Source organism: Flavobacterium sp. (assembly GCF_044339515.1).
Lineage (GTDB): Bacteria > Bacteroidota > Bacteroidia > Flavobacteriales > Flavobacteriaceae > Flavobacterium.
On record NZ_JBIIVK010000036.1, the window covers coordinates 1 to 24,432 of the forward strand.

23 protein-coding genes and 1 pseudogene are annotated in these 24,432 nt (G+C 35.0%); 11 read left to right on the top strand and 13 right to left on the bottom strand.

The annotated features are described in order from the left end of the window. Positions 1–109: pseudogene (locus ACIQ0M_RS10435) on the top strand (IS982 family transposase); the annotation flags it as partial. Between the two features lie 48 nt (positions 110–157). Here ACIQ0M_RS10435 and nhaC read toward each other — a convergent pair. Together nhaC and ACIQ0M_RS10445 are read right to left on the bottom strand one after the other, a co-directional pair. Beyond that, positions 158–1,639 (bottom strand): Na+/H+ antiporter NhaC, encoded by a 1,482-nt coding sequence (gene nhaC, locus ACIQ0M_RS10440; RefSeq protein ID WP_396151963.1) that lies wholly within the window; start codon positions 1,637–1,639, stop codon positions 158–160. Between the two features lie 91 nt (positions 1,640–1,730). Further along, a complete protein-coding gene (locus ACIQ0M_RS10445) occupies positions 1,731–2,957 on the bottom strand; it encodes an aminotransferase class I/II-fold pyridoxal phosphate-dependent enzyme (protein ID WP_396151965.1) in 1,227 nt (408 codons plus the stop codon). Between the two features lie 159 nt (positions 2,958–3,116). On the opposite strand from ACIQ0M_RS10445, the gene ACIQ0M_RS10450 reads away from it, so the two are divergent. The 3 genes from ACIQ0M_RS10450 to ACIQ0M_RS10460 all read left to right on the top strand — a co-directional run bounded on the left by ACIQ0M_RS10450 (position 3,117) and on the right by ACIQ0M_RS10460 (position 5,235). Continuing rightward, complete coding sequence (locus ACIQ0M_RS10450) at positions 3,117–3,578, top strand: Lrp/AsnC family transcriptional regulator (RefSeq protein WP_396151967.1); 462 nt, start codon at positions 3,117–3,119, stop codon at positions 3,576–3,578. A gap of 84 nt (positions 3,579–3,662) precedes the next feature. Further along, positions 3,663–4,811 carry an N-acetyl-alpha-D-glucosaminyl L-malate synthase BshA gene (gene bshA / locus ACIQ0M_RS10455; RefSeq protein ID WP_396151969.1) on the top strand — a complete coding sequence of 383 codons (1,149 nt, stop codon included), beginning with the start codon at positions 3,663–3,665 and terminating at the stop codon, positions 4,809–4,811. 1 nt (position 4,812) lies between these two features. Then, the gene (locus ACIQ0M_RS10460) at positions 4,813–5,235 is read left to right on the top strand and encodes a protease complex subunit PrcB family protein (RefSeq protein WP_396151971.1); all 423 of its coding nucleotides are present in this window, start codon (positions 4,813–4,815) and stop codon (positions 5,233–5,235) included. A gap of 39 nt (positions 5,236–5,274) precedes the next feature. On the opposite strand, the gene ACIQ0M_RS10465 is transcribed toward ACIQ0M_RS10460, so the two are convergent. Then, positions 5,275–5,769, bottom strand: a complete 495-nt coding sequence (locus ACIQ0M_RS10465) for a hypothetical protein (RefSeq protein WP_396151973.1) — start codon at positions 5,767–5,769, stop codon at positions 5,275–5,277. Between the two features lie 83 nt (positions 5,770–5,852). Then, a complete protein-coding gene (locus ACIQ0M_RS10470) occupies positions 5,853–6,683 on the bottom strand; it encodes a UDP-2,3-diacylglucosamine diphosphatase (protein ID WP_396151975.1) in 831 nt (276 codons plus the stop codon). A 160-nt stretch (positions 6,684–6,843) separates the two neighbouring features. On the opposite strand from ACIQ0M_RS10470, the gene aroC reads away from it, so the two are divergent. Together aroC and ACIQ0M_RS10480 are read left to right on the top strand one after the other, a co-directional pair. After that, positions 6,844–7,905, top strand: coding sequence for a chorismate synthase (gene aroC / locus ACIQ0M_RS10475; protein WP_396151977.1), 1,062 nt, complete (start codon positions 6,844–6,846; stop codon positions 7,903–7,905). A 5-nt stretch (positions 7,906–7,910) separates the two neighbouring features. After that, positions 7,911–9,191 carry a dicarboxylate/amino acid:cation symporter gene (locus tag ACIQ0M_RS10480; RefSeq protein WP_396151979.1) on the top strand — a complete coding sequence of 427 codons (1,281 nt, stop codon included), beginning with the start codon at positions 7,911–7,913 and terminating at the stop codon, positions 9,189–9,191. Positions 9,192–9,264: 73 nt separating this feature from the next. On the opposite strand, the gene ACIQ0M_RS10485 is transcribed toward ACIQ0M_RS10480, so the two are convergent. The 3 genes from ACIQ0M_RS10485 to ACIQ0M_RS10495 are packed head-to-tail and all read right to left on the bottom strand — an operon-like array spanning position 9,265 to position 12,516. After that, on the bottom strand, positions 9,265–10,539 hold the full coding sequence (locus ACIQ0M_RS10485) for a glucose-1-phosphate adenylyltransferase (RefSeq protein WP_396151981.1): 1,275 nt from the start codon (positions 10,537–10,539) through the stop codon (positions 9,265–9,267). A 3-nt stretch (positions 10,540–10,542) separates the two neighbouring features. Beyond that, positions 10,543–11,958 carry a glycogen synthase gene (locus tag ACIQ0M_RS10490; RefSeq protein ID WP_396151983.1) on the bottom strand — a complete coding sequence of 472 codons (1,416 nt, stop codon included), beginning with the start codon at positions 11,956–11,958 and terminating at the stop codon, positions 10,543–10,545. Beyond that, positions 11,959–12,516, bottom strand: coding sequence for a thioredoxin family protein (locus tag ACIQ0M_RS10495; protein WP_396151985.1), 558 nt, complete (start codon positions 12,514–12,516; stop codon positions 11,959–11,961). It lies immediately after the preceding gene. A 95-nt stretch (positions 12,517–12,611) separates the two neighbouring features. Here ACIQ0M_RS10495 and ACIQ0M_RS10500 point away from each other — a divergent pair, with 95 nt between their 5' ends. Next, positions 12,612–12,944, top strand: coding sequence for a tRNA-binding protein (locus tag ACIQ0M_RS10500; protein WP_396151987.1), 333 nt, complete (start codon positions 12,612–12,614; stop codon positions 12,942–12,944). Positions 12,945–12,951: 7 nt separating this feature from the next. On the opposite strand, the gene ACIQ0M_RS10505 is transcribed toward ACIQ0M_RS10500, so the two are convergent. The 3 genes from ACIQ0M_RS10505 to ACIQ0M_RS10515 all read right to left on the bottom strand — a co-directional run bounded on the left by ACIQ0M_RS10505 (position 12,952) and on the right by ACIQ0M_RS10515 (position 15,954). Then, a complete protein-coding gene (locus ACIQ0M_RS10505; protein ID WP_396151989.1) occupies positions 12,952–13,680 on the bottom strand; it encodes a WG repeat-containing protein in 729 nt (242 codons plus the stop codon). 67 nt (positions 13,681–13,747) lie between these two features. After that, positions 13,748–14,125, bottom strand: coding sequence for a PUR family DNA/RNA-binding protein (locus ACIQ0M_RS10510; RefSeq protein WP_396151991.1), 378 nt, complete (start codon positions 14,123–14,125; stop codon positions 13,748–13,750). A 68-nt stretch (positions 14,126–14,193) separates the two neighbouring features. Continuing rightward, positions 14,194–15,954: an ABC transporter ATP-binding protein gene (locus ACIQ0M_RS10515; RefSeq protein WP_396151993.1), complete on the bottom strand. Its 1,761-nt coding sequence runs from the start codon at positions 15,952–15,954 to the stop codon at positions 14,194–14,196. 203 nt (positions 15,955–16,157) lie between these two features. Between ACIQ0M_RS10515 and ACIQ0M_RS10520 the strand changes: the two genes are divergently transcribed. The 4 genes from ACIQ0M_RS10520 (at position 16,158) to yajC (ending at position 19,139) form a co-directional block, all read left to right on the top strand. Continuing rightward, positions 16,158–17,261: a Glu/Leu/Phe/Val dehydrogenase gene (locus tag ACIQ0M_RS10520; protein WP_396151995.1), complete on the top strand. Its 1,104-nt coding sequence runs from the start codon at positions 16,158–16,160 to the stop codon at positions 17,259–17,261. 125 nt (positions 17,262–17,386) lie between these two features. Continuing rightward, on the top strand, positions 17,387–18,280 hold the full coding sequence (nusB, locus tag ACIQ0M_RS10525) for a transcription antitermination factor NusB (RefSeq protein ID WP_396151997.1): 894 nt from the start codon (positions 17,387–17,389) through the stop codon (positions 18,278–18,280). An 18-nt stretch (positions 18,281–18,298) separates the two neighbouring features. Further along, on the top strand, positions 18,299–18,862 hold the full coding sequence (locus ACIQ0M_RS10530; protein ID WP_396151999.1) for a DUF1573 domain-containing protein: 564 nt from the start codon (positions 18,299–18,301) through the stop codon (positions 18,860–18,862). 1 nt (position 18,863) lies between these two features. Next, complete coding sequence (gene yajC, locus ACIQ0M_RS10535) at positions 18,864–19,139, top strand: preprotein translocase subunit YajC (protein WP_396152001.1); 276 nt, start codon at positions 18,864–18,866, stop codon at positions 19,137–19,139. Here the strand turns inward: yajC and ACIQ0M_RS10540 are convergent, their stop codons facing one another. The 3 genes from ACIQ0M_RS10540 to ACIQ0M_RS10550 form a co-directional block, all read right to left on the bottom strand. Then, positions 19,140–19,718, bottom strand: coding sequence for a YdeI family protein (locus tag ACIQ0M_RS10540; protein ID WP_396152003.1), 579 nt, complete (start codon positions 19,716–19,718; stop codon positions 19,140–19,142). 290 nt (positions 19,719–20,008) lie between these two features. Next, positions 20,009–21,250 (bottom strand): peptidase T, encoded by a 1,242-nt coding sequence (pepT, locus tag ACIQ0M_RS10545; RefSeq protein ID WP_396152005.1) that lies wholly within the window; start codon positions 21,248–21,250, stop codon positions 20,009–20,011. A 197-nt stretch (positions 21,251–21,447) separates the two neighbouring features. Further along, positions 21,448–24,144 carry a T9SS type A sorting domain-containing protein gene (locus ACIQ0M_RS10550; RefSeq protein WP_396152007.1) on the bottom strand — a complete coding sequence of 899 codons (2,697 nt, stop codon included), beginning with the start codon at positions 24,142–24,144 and terminating at the stop codon, positions 21,448–21,450. Between the last annotated feature and the right edge of the window lie 288 nt (positions 24,145–24,432).

The following is a 24,432-nucleotide window of genomic DNA, read 5'->3' on the forward strand; positions in this document are numbered from 1 at the left end:
GTTTAAAACAAGAATATTAGCAAAAATAACATCTCTAACTTTAGTTCAATTTATCAATAAATTTATCTTTGACAGACCAATTAATAACATTAAAAATCAAATCATTTAATTACACCCAACGGGTTTTAATAAGTGTAAAAATGAAGAAAACGAATTATTATTTGCTACTAAGTTGTTTGATTTTAATATTAAAAGCAGCAAACAACAAAGTCATAAACGGACTGATGATGTTGAAGAAAGCATAGGGAAGGTATGACCAAGTTGAAACACCCAAAACACCTGCCTGATAAGCTCCACATGTATTCCAAGGAATTAAAACAGAAGTTACAGTTCCAGAATCTTCTAACGTTCTACTCAAATTTTCGGGGGCAAGACCTTTATCTTGATAAGCTTTTGCAAACATTTTTCCCGGAACAACAATGGCTAAATATTGATCAGAAGCAGTTAAGTTCAATGCTAAACAACTCGCAACAGTACTGGCAAATAATCCAAATGTGGTGTGAAAAAGTTTCAATAATGAATCGGTAATTCTGGTTAATGCACCGATTGCTTCCATAACACCGCCGAATACCATCGCACAAAGAATTAGCCAAATTGTATTGAGCATTCCAAACATACCTTTGGCTTTGAATAAATCTGTAAGCATTTCGTTTGAAGTCTCAATGGCTGTTTCAACTGTAATAGCATTAATTACCCCTTTGTACCCTGAAATAAACGAAAGTTGATTGCTGCCACCCACTTTAGCTACTAATTCTGGTTGAAAAACAAGAGCAAATAGACCACCTAATAACGTGCCGATTAACAATGCAATTAAAGGTTCAGTTTTTCTTATGATTAAAAAAATAACAATACCGGGAACTAAAAATAACCAAGGTGAAACGGTAAAAGTCTCCTTAATTGAAGTTAACGTTTCACTATTGTCACCTAAGTTGTTAGTTGTTTGTGCTAGTCCTAAAAAGATGAAAATAATAAGTGTTATTACCATTGTTGGTACCGTTGTCAACATCATATAACGAATATGTGTAAACAAATCTGTCCCCGCCATAGCTGGTGCTAAATTAGTTGTATCTGATAAAGGCGAAAGTTTATCACCGAAATACGCTCCCGAAACCACTGCTCCGGCAACCATTCCCAGAGGCATTCCAATGGTGCTGCCAATGCCAATTAAGGCAATGCCTACGGTAGCAGAAGTTGTCCATGAACTTCCTGTTGCGATAGATATTACAGAACAAATCACTAAACAAGCCGGAAGAAAAATGGCAGGATGAAGAATTTGAAGTCCGTAATAAATCATCGTCGGAATCACACCGCTCAATAACCAAGTACCCGAGAGAGCACCCACCATCAATAAAATTAGAATGGCTCCTGAAGTTGATTTTACATTTTTAGAAATGTCTTCCATCATGGCAGCATAGGAAACTTGATTTCTAAATCCAACAATGGCCGCAATGGCCGCTCCAATAATTAAAGCAAACTGATTGGGACCATAGGTCGCATTTTCTTCATAAGCATATACATTGTAACCTAAAATTCCAACTAGTAAAAAAATAGGAAGAAGGGCTTCAAAAAGCGATAAATTTTTATTTTCAATAAGTTGTTCGTCTTTTGGGTCGAATGGTTTGATGTCTTGACTTTCCATGTATTTTGTTTGTGGATGCAAGATATAAAAAAAACACTATTTAATCATAAAATTAAAAATCCGACTCGCTAAAGTCGGATTAAAAGTATTATTATGCTTTTTGAAGTTCTTTCAAAACTCCAATTTCTTTCATGCATGCTTTCATCATCTGATACGTTCGTTCAATATCATTGTCTAATCCAATGGAAAAGCGAATCAAACCATCGGTTAAACCCATTTCTTTTTGTTCGTCAAGCGGAATTTCAGAGGAAGTGGAGGTTCCTGGAGCACTAAATAAAGTTTTGTAAAATCCTAAACTTACGGCTAAATAACCTAAGTTTCTGTTTTGCATTAATTCCATCAGCTCATTGGCTTTTTCGAGCGAACCAACATCAATTGTCATCATACCGCCAAAACCATATTCTTTATTAATCATTTTAGAATATATTTCGTGACTCGGATGACTTTTTAAACCCGGATATACCACTTTTAAACCGTCTTTTTCGAATTTTTCTGCCAAATACGAAGCATTATGGCTATGTTGTTTCATTCGAATATGCAATGTTCTCAGGTTCTTTAAAATACTGGCAGAACGTAAACTATCCATTGTAGGACCTAGTAACATGCTCGCACCGTTATTCACATTCTTTAAATCGTTAATAAATTCTTGTGAAGCACATACTACACCGCCAACCGTATCGCTACTTCCATTAATGAATTTAGTTAAACTGTGAATCACAACATCTGCTCCCATTTTTGCAGGAGCAACAGAAAGCGGTGAAAAAGTATTGTCCACTACCAATTTAACATGGTATTTTTTAGCCAACTTTGCTAAGGCTTCAATATCAGCTACTTCTAATAAAGGATTACTTACGGTTTCGCAATATAATACTTTGGTATTGTTGGTGATAGCTGCTTCAACAATATCCAATTTAGTAATGTCAACAAAGTGGGTTTTAATGTTCCATTTGGGCAACATGTTTTTCATAAAAGCATACGTTCCGCCGTAGATAGTTCGACTGGAAACAATTTCATCGCCGGCAGCACACAATTGTAAAAGAACCGGAGTGATAGCTCCCATACCGGAAGCGGCAACATTGGCACTTTCCGTTCCTTCCATTGCTGCTAGTGCCTCACCAAGATATAAATTCATGGGTGAAGAATGACGAGAATACAAATAACAACCTTCGGCATTTCCTTCAAATGTATCAAACATGGTTTTGGCAGAAAGAAACGTGTAGGTTGAACTATCAGAAATCGATGGATTTACACCACCAAATTCACCAAAATATTGCAAGTCTTGAATATGGTCAGCCGGATTAAATTGATTGTTTTTCATTTTTGTAGTTTTATTATACAGTACAAATGAAGTAATATTCAGTAAAATAATCAATATAGTAATTAAAAATTAGTTTTTTATTCTATTAAATATGATTTATATAGATATAAGTAGTATATTTGATTTGTTAAATATATACTTAATAGAAAATTTTATTTTATGGAATTCGATTTAATAGATAAAAAGCTCCTCATGCTTTTGCAAGAAGACAGTAAAAAAACAACCAAAGAGCTTTCCAATAAACTTAATCTTTCAGTAACTGCAGTTTATGAAAGAATAAAAAAATTAGAAAGGGAAGGAGTTATTCGTAATTATGTTGCATTGTTAGACAGAACCAAGATTAATAAAAGTTTTGTGGTGTTTTGTCACATCAAATTAATTCAGCATACGAAAGAATATCTAAACACCTTTGAACATGAAGTAACGCAATTGACGGAGGTACTCGAATGTTTTCACGTAAGTGGCGATTATGATTATATCCTTAAAATTTGTGTCAGTGGAATGGAAGAATACCGTGAATTTATGGTAACCAAACTAACGAATCTAAAGCATATTGGTAGTACACATAGTTCTTTTATGATTTCTGAACTGAAAAACAGTACACAATATCAAATGCTTTAATAGATACAATAAAATAAATTTTTAACGATTTCTTACCACTAGCAAAAGCCAAAGAATGTAACTTTGTTAGTCTAATTTTGATACATGAAAATAGCAATAGTTTGTTATCCAACCTTTGGAGGAAGTGGTGTAGTGGCTACTGAATTGGGTTTAGAATTGGCTCAACGCGGTCACGAAATTCACTTTATTACCTATAAGCAGCCGGTTCGCTTGGCTTTACTCAATCCAAATTTACTTTACCACGAAGTGAATGTACCCGAATATCCATTATTTCATTATCAACCTTATGAATTAGCTCTTTCCAGTAAATTAGTGGATATGGTGAAATTACATAAAATTGAACTTTTGCATGTGCATTATGCCATCCCACATGCCTATGCCGGTTATATGGCCAAACAAATGCTGAAAGCGGAGGGAATTTATATCCCAATGGTGACCACTTTACATGGTACAGATATTACTTTGGTTGGCAAACATCCTTTTTATAAATCGGCCGTAACGTTTAGCATTAACCAATCCGATGTGGTTACCTCCGTTTCACAGAGTTTGAAAGAAGATACATATAAACATTTTGCAATCACGAAAGAAATTGAAGTTATTCCGAATTTCATCGAAATCAATAAAGCAAAAGTTGAAGAAGGAACACCTTGTTATCGCTCTTTGATGGCAAAAGACGATGAACGTATCATTACACATATCAGTAACTTTAGAAAAGTAAAACGCATTCCGGATATTATCAAGATTTTTTATAAAATTCAACAACAAATTCCATCAAAATTAATGATGGTGGGCGAAGGACCGGAAAAAGAAAATGCCGAATTATTGTGTGATGAACTTGGTATTTCAAATAAAGTTATCTTCTTTGGAAACAGTAATGAAATTGATAAAATATTATGTTTCACCGACTTGTTTTTGCTTCCTTCAGAAACAGAAAGTTTCGGATTAGCCGCTTTAGAAGCCATGGCATGCAGCGTTCCGGTAATTTCAACCAACACCGGTGGTTTGCCTGAGGTGAATAGTGATGGTTTTTCAGGTTATTTAAGCAATGTAGGTGATATTGATTCAATGGCAGAAAATGCAATTAAAATAATTCAGGATGATGTAACGTTATCTACTTTTAAGAAAAATGCTTTTGCTGTGGCTCAGCAGTTTGATATAATAAATATACTGCCACTGTATGAAGCGGTTTATGAAAAAGCCATTAAAAATCAATTCAATTCAATTTCAAATTAAGATGAAAAAAATCATTGCTACAATGACTGTTTGTTTGGTATTATTTTCTTGCTCAACACAAAAAAGTTCAGATGAAAAACCGCCCCTTTATGAAATTCTAAAACAAGAAGAGCAGGGTGGAGCTAATTTTCGTTTTTTCGAAATTGTTACCGAGCAAAAAGAATTTAAAATGTTGTTGAATGATAAGGATTTAAAGAGAAAAATCAACCCTTCTGACATCAATACGTGTAATTTTTTATTGTTGAACATGGGTGAGAAAAATTCCGGTGGATATTCTTTTTCAGTTGAAAACATTGAAGAAACCGAGAATGATATTATTATCACCATCAAAGAAAATGGACCAAAAGGAATAGCTACTACAATGATGACTTATCCACTTTCAATTGTTAAGATTAATTCCAAAAAGAATATCATAATCAAATAAAAAAACGTCCCATTTTCGGGACGTTTTTTGTATTGTAATTTAGAATTGGTATCGAACACCCAGAGCAATATCGGGACCAAAATTGTTATTTCTGTAGCCGTCTCCAATGTAAAACTCAGGTCTGAAGTCTAGCGAAAGTAGCAATGGAAAATCAAAGTTGTATTCAATTCCGATGTCTCCGGCTGCTAAAACATAAGTACCGCTTTCACTATTGGAATTATTGGGACCAAAGTCGTGGTTCCAGCTTCCAATACCGGCTCCTGCACCGGCATACCAATTAAATCCGCCTTCAATGTTCCAAACCCACTGGTATAAACCAACCAACTTGTAACCATCCCAATCTCTGCTGTTTCGCCAACCTAAGTCAAATTCTAATCGGTTGTTGTCTGACAGCCCTCTTTGATAGGATATTTCACCACCAAAACCATCGTTATCTCCTAATCGTAAACCAATTGCATTTTTAGAGATTTCCTGAGCATTCGTACTCAAGATAAAGCCAAAAAACATCATGGCTGATAAAAGTACTTTTTTCATTTTTGTTAATTTAAGATTTGTACAAAGATAACGTTCACTTTGTTCAATTCGTATTGTTAACAAGTTAAAGTATGTTAAAAGCGTTATTTACTGGAAAAAAGCAAGGATGCAATAAGTTGTTCACTTAATTTGGTTTCCATCTCAAAAAAATCCTCTTGAATCATGTTGGAATCTTTATCGTAGCGATATAATTTCCAACGCTTTTTATTGTATTCCAACGCAGTTAAATTCTCCACCCAATCACCTGAATTTAAGTAAAAAGTGGTCCCTTTTTTATTGACTTTTCTGATCATTTTAGGCTCGTGAATATGACCGCAAATCACATAATCATAGTTGTTTTCAATGGCTAATTCAGAGGCAGTAACTTCAAAATCGGAGATAAATTTCACAGCTTTTTTTACATTCGCCTTTATTTTTTTAGAAAAGGAATAGGGCTCTTTTCCCATTTTTTGAAGCATCCAATTGATGGAACGATTGGCTAATATCAACAGATCATATCCCCAACCACCCAGTTTGGCAATCCATTTAGAATGTTGAACAGAAGCATCAAATACATCACCATGAAAAATCCATGCTTTTTTATCATCTAATTCCAATACCAACTTATCAATAATTGAAAAATTACCAATTTTTGTATCACTGAATTTTCGGAGCATTTCGTCGTGATTTCCTGTGATGTAATACACTTCGGTTCCTTTAGAAGCTAGATCAATAATTTTTTTGATAACTTTTAAGTGCGATTTTGGGAAATATGATTTTCGAAATTGCCAAATATCAATAATATCTCCATTCAGAATTAAAGTTTTTGGCTTTATGGTAGATAGATAATGATACAATTCTTTGGCATGGCAACCGAATGTTCCGAGATGCACATCGGAAATGACCACCACTTCAACTTTTCTCTTCTTAAGCATACATAAATGAGGTTTAGCAAATTAACAGACAATTTTTCGAGTATGTTTTACCTAAAAGTTAACGAATGGCGGGTTCATATTATATTAATGTGAATTCAATTTGATTTTAATAGTACTATTTTATTGAAAAAACTTATTTTTGTTGAAACTTCATTTCAAAATGGCAGGAAACAGTTACGGAACTTTATTTAAACTTACCACTTTTGGAGAATCACATGGCGAAGCTTTGGGCGGAATCATAGACGGTTGCCCTCCTGGAATTGTGTTGGATTTTGAAGCCATTCAACAAGAAATGATTCGTCGTAAACCCGGTCAATCTGCTATTGTTACGCAGCGTAAAGAAGCTGATGAAGTTCAGTTTTTATCCGGAATTTTTGAAGGAAAAACAACCGGAACACCAATTGGTTTTATTATACCAAATACCAACCAAAAATCCAACGATTATAGCCATATTGAGGCTGCATTTCGACCCAGTCATGCCGACTTTACCTATGAAAAAAAATATGGAATCAGAGATTATCGCGGTGGCGGAAGAAGTTCTGCACGTGAAACAGCAAGTAGAGTAGTGGCCGGTGCTATTGCTAAACAACTACTTACGGATATAAAAATTAATGCTTTTGTTTCTTCTGTTGGCGATATTTTTATTGATAAACCGTACCAAGATTTAGACTTTTCAAAAATAGAAAGTAATCCGGTTCGTTGCCCTGATGAAGTTACTGCTGCCAAAATGGAAGAATTAATTCGCTCTATTCGAAAAGAAGGTGATACAATTGGAGGTACAATTACTTGCGTAATTCAAAATGCTCCCATTGGTTTAGGTGAACCTGTTTTTGATAAATTACATGCCGAATTAGGGAAAGCCATGTTGTCCATCAATGCCGTGAAAGGTTTTGAATTTGGTAGCGGTTTTTGCGGAGCTCGCATGAAAGGAAGTGAACACAACGATTTGTTTAATGGAGACGGCACCACGCAATCCAATTTATCCGGCGGAATCCAAGGCGGAATTTCAAACGGAATGGATATTTATTTTAGAGTCGCTTTTAAACCGGTTGCTACCATTATGCAAAAACAATCAACTATCGATAGGGAGGGAAATATTGTTGATTTGGAAGGAAAAGGTCGTCACGATCCTTGTGTCGTTCCAAGAGCAGTTCCTATCGTGGAAGCCATGGCTGCCATTGTATTGGCCGATTTTTATTTATTACAAAAAACTAACAAATAACATATATGAAACTAGCTTTACATTGGAAAATTCTCATCGGAATGATTCTCGGATTGGTTTTTGGGTACCTGATGAAAAACATGGAACTCAAAGAAGTTGTCGTTGATTGGATCAAACCATTCGGAACAATTTTTATCAATTTATTAAAGATGATTGCTGTCCCGTTAATTATAGTTTCTTTAGTTGTAGGATTATCTGATCTCAAAGATATTTCTAAACTTTCTAAATTAGGTGGTAGAACTGTTGTTTTGTATTTAATTACAACAGTTACTGCAGTTTCAATCGGACTGGTTTTAGCCAACTTAATCAGACCAGGTGATTACATTAACGAAGAGTCCCGTAAAAGTTTATTAGATGGTTTTGCCGGTGATGCAGCTCAAAAAATTGAATTAGCAGAAAAAGCCAAGAACAGTGGGCCATTACAACCTTTAGTGGATGTGGTTCCTGAAAATTTATTTCTGGCTATGACGGATAACTCGTCAATGCTACAAGTTATTTTATTTGTTATTTTGATGGGAATTGGCTTAATCTTAATTGATGAAAACAAAGCCAAACCGGTTGTAGATTTTTTTAAAGGGTTAAATGATGTGATTCTTAAGATAATAGACATTATCATGATGTTTTCGCCGATAGGTGTCTTTGCATTAATGGCCGCACTCATGGTTGAAATTCCTGATTTCTCAACTCTAAATGCATTATTAGTATATGCTTTTACTGTTATTCTCGGATTATTAGTTATGACATTTGTTGTTTATCCTGCCTTATTAATTACTTTGGCCAAGTATTCTCCTGTCAAATTCTATAAAGCAATTTCTCCGGCACAATTGTTGGCTTTCTCAACAAGTTCCAGTGCCGCTACTTTACCCGTTACGATGGAAAGAGTAACGGAACATGTTGGTGTTGACGAAGAAGTTTCAAGTTTCGTTTTACCGTTAGGGGCCACTGTGAATATGGATGGAACAAGTTTGTATCAAGCAGTAGCGGCTATATTTATTGCACAAGCCATGGGAATTCCATTAGATTTACCAACACAATTAATGATTATAGTTACCGCTACTTTGGCTTCAATAGGTTCCGCAGCCGTGCCTAGTGCCGGAATGGTAATGCTTGTGATTGTTTTAGGACAAGCCGGAATACCGGAAGCCGGATTAGCCTTGATTTTTGCTATCGACCGACCACTGGATATGTGTAGAACCGTAGTAAATGTTACAAGTGATGCAGCAGTGGCCACAGTAGTAGCAAGTTCCGTTGGGAAATTACACGATACTGACAGTAGATTATCTTAAAAATTAAAATAATACATTAAAAAAGGTTTATCAAAATAACTTGATAAACCTTTTTTAATTTTTATTAAATCCCTTATTCTATTCTAAAACCATCGGGTAAAATTGCACCTTTTTTCACTACAATAATTCCCTCTTTAATGGTATATAAAGATGTGTTGCTATCTTCTAAATGTTTGCCCCCGTTCAAGTAGACATCATTTCCAATTCTACAGTTTTTATCTACAATGGTATTATTAATATAACAACGTTTTCCAATGCCGATATTTTTAATATTATGAGCAATATTATGATTCAATTCATCTAAGTTTTGATAATAATCACTACCCATTATATACGAGTTTTTTATTACAGTTCCTTCATCCACTCGTGCACGAATGCCCACAACTGAATGTTCAATTTCTGCTGAATTTAATATACAACCTTCTGCAACAATAGATTGTTCAATCGTTGTTTTTCCTAATATTTTTCCCGGAGGAAGCACACGTGCACGAGTGTAAATTTTACTATTGTTATCAAATAAATTAAACTTTGGAATATCATCAGTCAAGCCTAAATTGGCCTCAAAAAAGGAATCAATATTTCCGATATCTGTCCAATAGCCTTCGTATTGATAGCTTAACACTTTTTGATGACCGATGGATTGCGGGATAATTTCTTTTCCGAAATCTTTTGTGTCCGGATTTTTCATCAATTCAATCAAAAGTTCTCGATTAAAGATATAAATACCCATCGATGCCAAATAATGTCTACCTTCCTTTTGCATTTCATCGCTTACTTCCGAAGTCCATTGTGGTAATAAGTCTACAGATGGTTTTTCAATAAAGGAAGTAATAAGACTATTTTCATCCGTTTTCAAGATACCAAATTCAGGTGCTTCTTTTGCCGAAACGGGTAGAGTAGCTATTGTAATTGTAGCTCCACTTTGTTGGTGAGCCTCAATCATTTTATTAAAATCCATTTGATACAATTGATCACCGGATAGGATTAAGGCATAATCAAATTCATGATTAAGAAAATGCTGCATGCATTGACGAACAGCATCGGCTGTACCCTGAAACCAAGTTGGGTTATCCGGAGTTTGTTCGGCTGCCAAAATATCCACAAAGGCAGAACTAAAATAACTGAAATGATAGGTGTTCTTGATGTGTTGATTTAAGGAAGCCGAGTTAAATTGCGTTAATACAAACATTCTTTTGATGTCAGAATTAATACAATTAGAAATAGGAATATCCACCAAACGATATTTTCCTGCAATAGGAACTGCCGGTTTCGATCGACTTTCCGTCAAAGGATACAAACGTGAGCCTTGTCCTCCTCCTAAAATGATGGCTAAAACTTCTTTTTTCATAAATTAATTTTTTAAAGATTGGTAAACATCGATATATTCTTGTGCAACTTTCTCCCACGAATGGTCAATATGCATGATTGTTTTTCTCGTTTTATCAAAAAGTTTGGTATCGTTATACAAATCGATTGCTCGGGTAACGGAATGATTTACATCAAATACACTTGTTTGGTCATGACAAATTCCAAATCCGCCATCGCCTATGTCTAACACTGTATCCTTCAAGCCTCCGGTTCTTCTTACAATAGGAATTGTGCCATAACGCAAAGCATACAATTGATTCAATCCACACGGTTCAACTCGTGAAGGCATCAATAGATAATCTGTTCCGGCATAAATAATATGGGCTAATTTTTCATTGTAACCAATATAAACATTGTAATTTCCGCTATAAAAGTGCGTAAGCTGAGTCAAACTATGTTCCACCTGTGTATCGCCTGAACCTAAAATCAAAATATTGATTTCGTTAGGATTTCTACTTAACGCTATACTGCAAATTTCCGGCAATAAATCGGCTCCTTTTTCACCCACTAATCGTCCAATAAAAGTGAAAAGTGGCTTGCTGGGATCTAAATTAAATTGTTCGCAAAGGAATTTTTTATTTTTTTCCTTTCCGGCTTTTAGATTTTTATTGTTGTAGTGGTATTCTAACATTGGATCAGTATCAGGATTCCAAACCTCTGTATCAATTCCATTTAAAATTCCCAAACTTTTTGGTCGTTCAAAACGCAATAAATTCTCTAATCCGTTTGCTTTTTCACTCATTTCATCCAAATAACTTGGCGAAACGGTGGTCACTTTCCACGCACATTTAATGGCCGATGCAAGCGGATTGATAATGCCATTCCATTCTAAAAAGCCTAATCGTGACGAACTTACTTGTGGTAAATAATGCAATTTATCAAAACCAAACCATCCTTGGTATTGTCCGTTATGAATGGTTAAAACCGTTGGAACGCGATTCAAATGTTGATAAATTGGTGCGTGTGACATCATAAACGGAATCAATCCGGTGTGATGGTCGTGGCAATGTATGATGTCCGGTGTTTGATTGGTTTCGGTCAACCAATTTAAAAAAGCCACTTGAAAAGCGGTAAATCGCTCCGTATCATCTTCATAAGAATAAACGTTGGGACGATCAAACAATTCCGGAATGGCAATCAAATACAATTCAAATCCGAGTTTGTTTGTTTTTTCTTTGAGTATAGAATAAGAAAACACGAACCATCCTAACCTTAATTGCCCTTGATGAACGGTTTCAAATTCATTTTCTTTTGAAAATTTATTGTCATAACCCGGAACAACTACTTTGGCATATTGACCTAATTTATTTAAATATTTGGGTAAAGCACCCACTACATCGGCTAGTCCGCCCACTTTTGCCACCGGATAACATTCGGCACTAATATGAATAATTTCCATTTATTTTTTCCATTTAATATTACAACCAATGCTTGGTTTTTGATTTGGATTGACGGTTCTGTTGTACAAAACACTATCAATGGCTCCTCGTAAATCGCTACCGCTGAGGGGAATGCCGTTTCCGGGACGAGAATCATCTAACTGTCCGCGATAGACCAATTTATCCTGATTGTCAAAAAGAAAGAAATCAGGCGTGCATGCTGCCCCAAAAGCTTTGGCAACTTCTTGTGTTTCATCATACAAATAAGGAAATTCAAATTTATTTTCAAAGGCAAATTCAGTCATTAATGCTGGACTGTCTTGCGGATAGTGTTCAACATCATTGCTGGAAATAGCAACCATCCCGATACCTTGCACACGGTAATCATTGGCAACCAAAATAATTTCATCAATTACGTGATGCACAAACGGACAGTGATTGCAAATAAAAAAAACTAATGTCCCTTTTTCGCCTTTGCAATCTGAAAACGTAAAAAAATCATTGGAATTGGTATCTTTTAAATGAAAGTTTGGAGCTGAAGTTCCCAAAGAAATCATGTTTGATTCTGTTCTGGCCATTAGTGCAGATAATTTTTTTAAGTTAATGCTTAAAGTTAAGAATTTTTAGTTTGATATTCCTATTTTTGAGTTTAATTTTTTAAGAATAATTTGTTATGCTTACATGGGAAGAATTTGAAAAGGTAGAAATGCGAATAGGAACGATTTTAGCCGTAAATGATTTTCCGGAAGCACGGAAACCTGCTTATCAGTTAACCATCGATTTTGGCAATGAAATTGGAATTAGAAAAACATCAGCTCAAATCACAAAACACTATAGTAAAGAGGGATTAGTAGGAAAGCAAATTGTGGCCGTTGTGAACTTTCCGAAAAAGCAAATCGGGAAATTTATGAGTGAATGTTTGGTTCTGGGTTCGGTAGGAGAGGATAATGATATTGTGCTTTTATCGACTGATCAAAAAGTCGACAATGGGTTGCGTATTGGATAAAATTAAATTAATTAACAGTTTCTCCTTTTTTGTTTATAAAATAGATAGTATTTCCTTTCTGAACTTTGGCTTTGCCATTTTTAAAATTATCGACTCTAATATATTCTTCAAACGGAATTACTACTTTTCCTGTAGCATCCAAAAAGCCGGTTGTTCCATTCACTTTTGTAACCAAAGCAAGACCTTCTCTGAAAATATTTACATTTTGATAAATGCAAGGAATGATTTCTTCACCTATTTTATTGATAAACCCCCATTTTTTATCCCTTGAAACTCTGGCAAGACCTGATTGATCGTTATCAAATTTATCGATATGTTCATATATTAAATCAGTAATTTTGCCTCCTTTTTTATCAATAATACCACATTTGTTATTTTTTTGAACTATTGCAAAACCGTTTTTGAAATCATCGGCCAAGTCATAGATAAAGGGAATAATTATTTTTCCTTTTGCATCCAGATAGCCATTTTTTTTATCTTTTGTGGCAACAAGTAATCCATCTTTTAAAAACCCCATATATTCGTATATCACCGGAATCACTATTACTCCGGTGCTGTCCATCAATCCAAAAGAATTAGAATCAGTGATTCTGGCATATCCTTTAGAAAAATGACTTGATTGATATATCTTATCTCCGATTGTGAATGTACTTTCATTATGATTATAAATTCCTCTTATTTCAGTTTGAGAAAGTAGATAATTACTGAAGAATAAAATAATTATAAGATGTTTCATTTTTAAGAATACCGTAATAGAAAAAAAAATCCCGAAATTTTACTCCGGGATTTTTGTAAAGGTTAAATTAAATATCATCAAAATCAATATCAGTAAAGCTTGCTTTTGGCGTTTCGTCGCTCTCAGCTGTTTCGGATGGATATTCCTTTTTAAAATCTTTTTGATGTCTTTCAGAAATTACTTCTTCACCTTTATGGTCTAAAACATAAGAAGTCATGTCGTCTAAAATTTCTTTAAAAGCTACAAAATCCTCTTTGTATAAATAAATTTTGTGTTTCTTAAAGTGAAAAGAACCATCTTCTTCAGTGAATTTTTTACTTTCTGTGATGGTAATGTAGTAATCGTCCGCCTTTGTTGCTCTAACATCGAAGAAATAAGTTCTTCTACCGGCTCTCAAAACTTTAGAAAAAATTTCGTCTTTTTCTAGCATTTCATTTTCTCTCATAATCGTTCGCTCAAATTTAGTGTTGTAAGTGAACCAAAAATCTAAAAAATAATTGAATTATCAAAAAATTACGACAATTCTTTTTCAGAAAGTTGTTTCAAATACAATTCTTTGTAGTAACCTTCTTGATTTAATAATTGAAAATGAGAACCTTGTTGAATAATTTCTCCTTCTTCTAAAATAATAATTTTATCCGCATTTTTGGCAGATGAAACGCGATGACTGACAATTAGTGTAGTTTTATTTTTACAAATTTCGAATAAGTTATTCAATATTTGTTCTTCCGTTTCGGTATCAACAGCCGATAAACAATCATCAAAAAGTAAAATCTCAGGATCTTTAATAATGGCTCTCGCAATCGAAACCCGCTGTTTTTGTCCGCCTGATAATGTGATTCCTCTTTCTCCCAAAACAGTATCGTATTGATTTTTAAAGTTGATAATGTTGTCATGAACGACCGATTTTTTGGCTGCTTCAATTACTTCTTCATCACTGGCATCTTCTTTTCCAAATTTGATGTTATTTTTAATACTTTCCGAAAACAAAAAAGCATCTTGCGGAACTATTCCGATACTGTTACGCAAATCATGCAAATTCAAATTGGCTAATTCCTTTCCATCCATGGTGATGGAACCGTTTTCCACATCATACAATCGGCAAATCAAAGACAGTATCGTCGATTTTCCGCAACCGGTTTTACCCAATATCGCAAGGGTTTCTCCTTTTTTTACTGCAAATGATATGTTTTTTAAAGCTTGAATGTTGGTGTCGTCGTAGGTAAAACTCACATTTTTAAAAGCAATCGACCCTTGAATTGAATCATGATTGGGATTATTATTTTTTATCTCCGGTTCAATTTTCAAAAATTCATTGATGCGTTTTTGGGAAGCTTCAGCCTCCTGAACCAAAGAAGAAACCCATCCAATGGAAGCAACCGGCCAAGTAAGCATGTTGACATATAGAATAAATTCAGCTATGGTCCCAATGTTTTCAATAGTTCCGTCCACATACATCATTCCACCAAAATAGATCACCACCAAATTACTCAAACCAATTAATAAAATCATTAACGGACCAAATAAGGCATTCACATACGCTAAACTCATATTTTTATCCCGACTTTCTTGAGCCAAACCGTTGAACGCTTTTTGATTTTGCCCTTCTAATGCATAGGCTTTAATCACACGAATACCTGAAAAAATCTCTTGAGAAAAACTCGATAGCGTAGATAAATTTTCCTGATAAATTCTACTACGGTTATTGATTTCCACACTCAATTTAAAAATAAAATAGGAGAGTAGCGGCAAAGGAAGAAGGGTATACAAAGTCAGTTTCGGCGAAACATTATACATATAAATGATCACAATGGCAAAACGAATAAACGTATTAATTGTGTACATCACGGCAGGACCAACATACATACGCACTTTTCCCACATCTTCCGAAATGCGGTTCATCAAATCTCCGGTTCGGTTTCTTTTGTAAAAGCTTTGCGATAAACGTTCATACTGTTGAAAAACTTCGTTCTTTAAATCAAATTCAACATGACGCGACATCACAATAAGGGTTTGACGCATTAAAAAGGTTAAAAAACCGGCGATAACTGTTGCTACAATAATTAAACCTAAACTGATTAGTAGTTCTTTTTTGATACTACTCGTATCGCTAATCGGATTTTTAATATATGCATCAATAATATTCATCGACTTGCTTACCAATTTCGGAATGAATAGTGAGAATATTTGTGCAACAATGGTAATGACAATACCCAACAAAAAACGGTATTTATATTTGATGAAATATTTATTTAAATAATGTAATTCTTTCATGTTATTGATTTCAAATACGTAGCAATGGAATAAAAAATGTTAAAAAAATGAGAATTATGTTTTTTTGAATTAATCGCTAATTTAGGTTTACTATTAACAGATTGCTAAAATTATCAATTTATATTGCATTCTTTTGATTTAAGTTCTACTTTTGTTGAGTCTTTTTGACAAAGTCATAATTTTACTTAATAAATAATTCAACTATGATAGCAGAAGTAACAACTCCTAAAGAACTTCAAAAAATGGATCCGGTTTTTGGACAAGTATCCTTTGATAATCATGAGCAAATTGTTTTTTGCAATGACAAAGATACTGGTTTAAAGGCAATAATTGGTATTCATAACACAGTTTTAGGACCGGCATTGGGTGGAACCAGAATGTGGAACTACACCAATGAATGGGAAGCATTAAATGACGTTTTGCGTTTATCACGAGGAATGACTTTTAAATCTGCTATTACAGGATTAAACCTTGGTGGTGGAAAGGCAGTAATTATTGGAGATGCCAAAACACAAAAAACACCGGAGTTAATGCGAAAATTTGGTGAATTTGTGCATTCATTAAGCGGAAAATATATTACGGCTGAAGATGTTGGAATGAAAACCGAAGACATGGACACCGTAAGAGACGTAACACCATACGTAACCGGAATCTCTGAATCCAGAGGTGGTTCCGGAAACCCTTCTCCCGTAACCGCATTTGGAGTTTACATGGGAATGAAAGCGGCCGCTAAATATAAATACGGTTCTGATTCACTAGCCGGTAAAAAAGTTTTAGTGCAAGGAATTGGTCACGTTGGTGAAACCTTGGTGGACTATTTAACCAAAGAGGGTGCTATTGTTACCATTGCTGATATCAATGAAAAAAGATTAAACGAAGTAGGAGCACAATATGGGGCAAAAGTATATTCCGGTTCAGATTTATACAGTGCAGAAGTTGATATTTATGCTCCCTGTGCATTAGGTGCTACCATCAATGATGATACGGTCTATAAATTGAATGCTTCCATTGTAGCCGGTGCAGCCAACAATCAATTAGCCAATGAAAACATTCACGGTAAAATTCTTCAGGAAAGAGGCATTTTATATGCTCCGGATTTCTTAATCAACGCCGGTGGAATCATCAATGTATATGCAGAAATTGAGCATTACGATAAAGCAGAAGCCATGCGAAGAACCGAAAACATTTACAACACCACGTTAGAAATCTTCGATTATGCTTTAAAAAATAATATAACAACGCATCAAGCGGCTTTAACGATTGCTCAAAATAGAATCAATCAACGTAAAAAAGAAAGCGGGAAATAATTTTTTCCGATAAATAATACTATTTTTGTGACGTCCTACGGGGCGTCACTAATTTTTTAAAAAGTTCTTACAACGTGTTAAACAGGAGACATATTCGGGTAAAAGTATTGCAAACCATTTATGCAATGCATCAAAGCGGTTCTGATCAATTGGAAAAAGAAGAAAAATTCTTATTTGCAAGCATCGAAAGTATTCAGGATTTATATTTGATTGTGGTTTCTGCTTTAGTTGAAATCAGAAAAAAGGAAGAAGATTTTTTGGAAAAAGCCTCCAAAAAACATTTGGCCACCGAAAGAGATTTAAAGCCAAACAGAAAATTTATTTCCAATAGAATTTTATTGGCGTTGGAACAGAATAACTCACTTTCCATTGCCTTAGAAAAAAGAAAAATCAACAATTGGAGTCAAAACGACGACTTAATTTTGATTTTATTGGAAAACGTTAAAAAGAGCTCGCTATATCTATCGTATTTGGCAGACAAAACAGATTCTTTTGAACATGACAAAAAGTTCATCATGGATATGTTTACGGAGCTGATTGCTGCAAACGAAAAATTATACGATTACTTGGAAGATTATAAACTCACTTGGGTAGACGATATTCCATTGGTAAATACCATGATTTTAAAGCAATTAAAACAAATGGACGAAGGTGTAGAAAAATCATTTGCTGTTTTGCCGCTTTACAAAGATGCCGAAGACAAAGATTTTGCTCGTGATTTGTTCCGTAAAACGGTGCTAAATGAGAATGAATTAGCCAAAGAATACATTGATACAACACCCAATTGGGACCCCGACCGTATTTCGGAAGTGGATACCATCATGTTGAAAATGGCCATTTGTGAATTTTTGCGTTTTCCGTCTATTCCCGTAAAAGTAACCATTAACGAATACTTGGAAATTGCCAAAGAATATGCTACACCCAAAAGCAGTATCTTTATCAATGGGGTGTTAGACAACTTAGTCAAGGACTTTCAAAAAACAGATAAATTAAAAAAGACCGGAAGAGGTTTAATGTAAATTTTAAATAAGCTAACTATGTTAAGAAAATCAATTTTTGCCCTGTTCGTTTTTGCATCTGTAGTTTCATGTAAAAAAGAAGATGCACTTTCTAAAATCGATCCCAACAGTAAAGACATTCCAATCAATGAATACGTTGGAAATCCTCAAACACAACCTACCGAAAATACAATAAAACAGAATACAAATCCGGAGGCCAATCAAGTTACGCCACCACCGGCAGACGGAAAATATCCGGCCATGACGTTCAATAAAAAAGAACACGATTTCGGCGTAATCAATGAAGGAGATAAAGTGGAAACAACCTTTACGTTTACCAACACCGGCGAAGCGGACCTTATCATTGCCAATGCGGCAGGTTCATGTGGTTGCACGGTTCCTGAATTTCCGAAAGAACCAATCAAACCCGGAAAAACCGGAAAAATGAAAGTCTCTTTCGACAGCAACGGAAAACCCGGAATGCAACAAAAATCGGTTAACATCACCGCTAACACCGCATCAGGAAAAGATGTGTTAACCATCAAAGCCAACGTAACACCAAAAGCTAAACCTGCAGAGAAGTCTGCTGTAACTACTCAATAATATGGAAAATATTCAACAGTTTTTGCCGTTTTTATTAATGTTTGTAGTCATTTATTTTTTTATGATCAGACCACAACAAAAACGTGCCAAACAAGAAAAGGAATTTGAAAGCAATTTAAAAGTTGGCGATAGAATTATCACCAAAAGCGGACTTCACGGAAAAATCGCAGAAGTTGCAGAAGGAACTGTGGTAATTGAAACCATGTCCGGAAAATTAAAAATGGAACGCTCAGCCATTTCAATGGAAATGAGTGCCAAATTAGTAGAAAAGAAATAATTATTTCCGATACTTATCATTTAAACCGATGTTTGCCAAAAGCATCGGTTTTATTTTTTCAAAGCGGTCGTGCTTCGTTTTTTCCTGTTTGGCTGTATCAATGTATTCGATAAATTCTTTTTGTTTAAAGGGAGAAAAGGTATTGAATTTTTCTACTAAAATGGGATGTTCATTCAGTTTGGATAGAAAAAAATCGGAGGGTTGTACTTCCTTTTTTTCCGGCTTGATTGAAAGTCCGTTCTTTTCATTTTCAATAGCTTGATTCACATAATGAAGAACTAGTTTTTCATTTACTTCTTCTCTAGAAGTGAATCGCCATTGGCGTAACCCTTTCGTCACACCCTCACCGGCATTTACTAAAACATTTTTTTCATCAGGAAGGAATACACCGTTGAAAAACCAAATCGTGAAATAGTCCTTAAAGCCACCAATACCAATAATGTTGCGGTTATTCCATGTATAAACAATTCCGCCCCATTTGGTGGTTTCAACCAAATCGGTTTTAACCATAATCGATTTTAAAAGTTCAATTTCTTCAAGCCATTTTTGATTTCTGGTCCAAGATTTATTTTCTTCCATGATTATAAAATAAAAAAACCACTGATATTCACAGATTAAAAATAAATAAAATCAGCGAATCAGCGGCTATTTTAAAAAATTAAATTCGTGAAATTCGTCGCTAAAATTGGAGTATCGTGCAATCAATATAAAATAAATTAAAATTAACCACATAGAGACATAGTAAATGAGAACGATATAGACCCAATTTTTGGGTTCACATAGCTATGCTTTTCTATATCTGAGTGAAACGACTTTCACAATTTTAATAACTATGTTTCTATGTGGTTAAAAAAACAAAATTGAATAACTTATTTCTTCTCCGCAGTTAACTCCGCAATTTTCACAATCACTTCTACCGCTTTTTGCATACTCTCCACCGGAACATACTCATATTTCCCGTGAAAATTATGTCCACCGGCAAAAATATTCGGACACGGTAAACCTTTATACGATAATTGACAACCGTCTGTTCCCCCACGAATCGGTTTGATAATGGGTTTAATATCCAATTTTTTCATGGCTTTTTCGGCAATTTTGACAATATGAAAAACCGGTTCAACCTTTTCTTTCATATTAAAATATTGATCTTTGATTTCGATAATCGCAATATCATCTCCAAATTGCTTCTTGAATTTTTTATTAAATTTTGCTGTCAAATCATGCAAAAACTCTTTTCTTTTTTTGAATAATTTTTTATCATGGTCACGAATAATCAAAGAAACGGTACTTTCTTCAATGCTTCCTGTGATTCCGGTAACGTGGAAGAAACCCTCATACCCTTTGGTCATTTCCGGCACTTCTTTTTTAGGCAACTTCGAAATGAATTTAGAAGCTAACAGCATTGAGTTAATCATTTTTCCTTTCGCATAGCCGGGGTGAACACTTTTCCCTTTAAAGGTAACTTTGGCTCCGGCCGCATTAAAATTTTCATATTCCAATTCGCCAATTTGGCTACCATCCATCGTATAAGCCCAATCGGCTCCGAATTTTTCTACATTAAAATAATGAGCACCACGACCAATTTCTTCATCAGGCGTAAACCCAACGCGAATTTTACCGTGTTGAATTTCCGGATGTTGAATCAGGTACTCCATTGCCGTAACAATTTCCGTAATTCCGGCTTTGTCATCAGCTCCCAAAAGAGTGTTTCCGTCGGTGGTAATGAGTGTTTGTCCTTTGTATTGCAACAAATCTTTAAAATAGGAGGGAGACAGTATAATATTTTGTTCGGCATTCAGCACAATATCTTTACCATCATAGTTTTCAATAATTTGCGGTTTTACATTCGCTCCCGTAAAATCCGGAGTAGTATCATAATGTGAGATAAAACCAATCACCGGTACCTCGTGTTCCACATTACTCGGTAACGTTGCCATGATGTAACCTTTTCTGTCCATCGTCACGTCTTCCATGCCGATGGCTTTGAGTTCTTTCACGAGGTTTCTGGCCAAGACCAACTGTTTTTTAGAACTGGGTGTCGTTTCAGAATTGGGATCAGATTCGGTGTCAATCGTTACGTAGCTGATAAATCGGTCAATAATATGTTGCATAGCCAATGTTTAATTAATGTTAATTTAATGTAAATTAATTTTCAACAAAGATACTAATTGAAAAGATTCTGCAATGTTAAGTTTTTACGTAAGAAAATTTCCTAAAATGATATTCTATAAAGAAGAAATTATCCGTTTTTAAACAAAAAAAAACGACCTGATAAATCAAGTCGTTTATAAATTATACTATACCGATACTATTGTTTGATAAATCGAATCGGTTGAAAATCATCCACTTTAATAAAGTAAATTCCTTTGCTCAACGCAGCAACCGATACATTTTGGTTAGCGGCAAATTCACCACTGGCAACCATTTTACCGGTCATATCTGTAATCGTGTAATTAGTTGCAGTAGCTCCATCTTTCAAACGAACAGAAAGTGTTTCCAAAACCGGATTCGGATACAACTGTACGCTCACGTATTCCGGATTTGTTACGCTCAACGATTCCTCTAAATAATACTTAGCCATAACTTGGTCATAATCTTGCGTATCATCATTATATTGCCATCCGCTAACCACAAGTTTTCCATCGTTAGTTGGCGAAGCCGAAATCACTTGCGAACTATAACCCGTATCAGTAATTACAAAACCGTTATCGCCAAATGAAGAATCAACTTCACCGGTAGGAGTATAGCGTACCAAAGCAAATTGCCCTCTATCGTCTAAAAGCGTTGTACCAATAACGGTAATTTTTTGGTTGGTAGAATTATAATGAATTTGTGCCGATCTGTCAAGACCGGTGACATAAGTATTGACAATACCACCTGAACCAAAGTTAGTATCAATAGTTCCGTTACCATTCAGACGATATAAAATAAAGTTGTCATTTAAGGTCTCAAAAGTGCTCAGAATTTTACCGTCATTTTGAACTTTTACATCGCCATAAAAATAAAAATCAACGCCTGTATTGGTCAAAAATTTTCCATTGCCGTTAAAGGTAGGATCCAATAAACCAACCGAATTAAACTTTAAAATAACAGCTTGAAAATCATTTCCAAAATTTTCCTCTGTAAAACCAACGCCCACAATCTTGCCGTCGTTCAACACTTCAATGGCTGTAATCATTTCACTAACATCGTCTAATCCAACCATGCTTATCCCGTTGTTTCCAAACGTATTATCCAAGGTGCCGTTTGAATTTAAACGAATCAATAAGTAATCCACGATATTGTTCACATTATTTCCACCAGCCAAAACAATTTTATTATTCGACTGAATTTTAATAGAATTGATACGAGGAATAAAATCAAGACTTTCTTCCAAATACGTAATACCTTGATCACCAAAAGTAGGGTCTAATGCCCCGGCTGGAGTAATACGCAAAATAACACCACTCGAAAGAGCGGTATAACCACTCACAATAATATTGTTGGCGTTGTCAACAGCCAATGCATCAAAATCAGTAAAATAAAACCCAAGACCAACTTTACCGTTAGAACCAAAGCTTGCATCCGGTGAACCATCCGCATTAAAGCGTTGAATACCGGAGAAGTACAAGTTGTTCACAAACATTTTAGTCAACACCACCACTTTGTTGTCCGATTGCACCACCGATTTTTTAACCTCTTCATACGTTGGAAATGGAATAGCAAGTTGTTCTCTTCCGGTCGTTCCAAAGGTAGTATCAAAAGAAAGTGGATTGAGGTTAAACTTTGCAAAAGCCATGTTATTATCTATCACACTCGCCTCGGCATTTCCGGTGATGATTAATTTATCGCCAACAATACTCACACAAGCAGCAACATCATTTAAACTGTTAAAAGGCAATGCCACACCCCAACTCGTTCCGTTAAAAGTAGTATCCTGTTCACCATTCGCCAGGTAGCGAACAAACAGCATGTCTTCGTTGTTGGTGGTAGTATTTACAAACGTATCCATCTGGATAATTTTCCCGTCCGATTGCAAAGCAATTTTTCCTGAATTATTTAAATTAACACTTACACTGGCCGTTTGAAACCCATCACCGCTAAAGGAGGAGTCAAACGTTCCATTCGTATTAAATCGAATCATAAACAAAGAACTGCCGTTCAAAAAATACTTACCGCCAAGCAATAGTTTTCCATCCGATTGCAATTGCAAATCAGTCACCCGTATTGCGGTTGAGTTAGTAATCGTAAAAGACCTTTTTCCGGTTGAATTAAAGGTGTTATCCAACGTTCCGTTAGAATTATAACGGGCAATAAAAATGGTAGGAGTACCCGTGCCATTCGCATAATAATAACCCGTAATAACTAATTTTCCGTCGCTTTGAACACTCAGTGCAACCGGCAAATCGTTTGTTGAAAAAGAATCAATTGTAGTCAAAGTGTTATCCAAAATCCCATTGGAATTAAGTCGGAATAATCGATAAAAACCGTCACCGGAATCATTAGTGGTCGTGAGTCCAACAATTTTATTATCAGCTTGAATTTCCAAATCAATAACAGGATGAGCTATGAAGGGATTTTCATCCGGATTGGTGTTATAATAAGTTCCATCAAAAGCAAAACCGGTATCTAAACTTCCGTTGGCCAAGTAGCGGGCAACAGCAAAATCGAAGTTATACGAACTACCTACAACCAATTTACCGTCTGCTTGCAGTTTCACCACGTTAAAACCGGTTAAAAAAGGGTGAACCGATTTTCCGTCCGTTCCAAACGTAAGATCCAGTTCGCCATTGGTCAAAAGGCGTAAGATAAATCCCCTTGGGTTAACATCATTATTAATCTCACCCACCACAATTGTTTTCCCATCGGGAAGAACAACATGGCTTTTCACATTAAAAGCGGCGTTCCACAAATTGGTTTTAACGATACCATTGTTACCAAACGAAGTGTCCAAATCACCCGCCTGTTGGGCGTTTAGCATGAACGTGCATAAAAAAGCAACTACTAAATAGTAATTTTTAATCATTGAATTGATATTTTAAAAATTTGTCAAAAGTAGTCTTTTTCGCTTAAAATCAAGGCGTTGTTTATAACTTTTTCTTACTTTTTTTACCCTCTCGGATTACAAATAGGACATGAGTAAAATAGCAATAACGTTATAAAAAAGTCAAAATCCCACAAGTTTGTTTTTATTATGACAACAGTTGAGAATAGCGATTAAAATGCAGTAAGCAGTTTTATAGAAAAGTCCCTTTTTAGTTAAAACGCTCAATTCTTTAGTAGAATAGGAGGTAATCAATTTGTATTCAGTTGG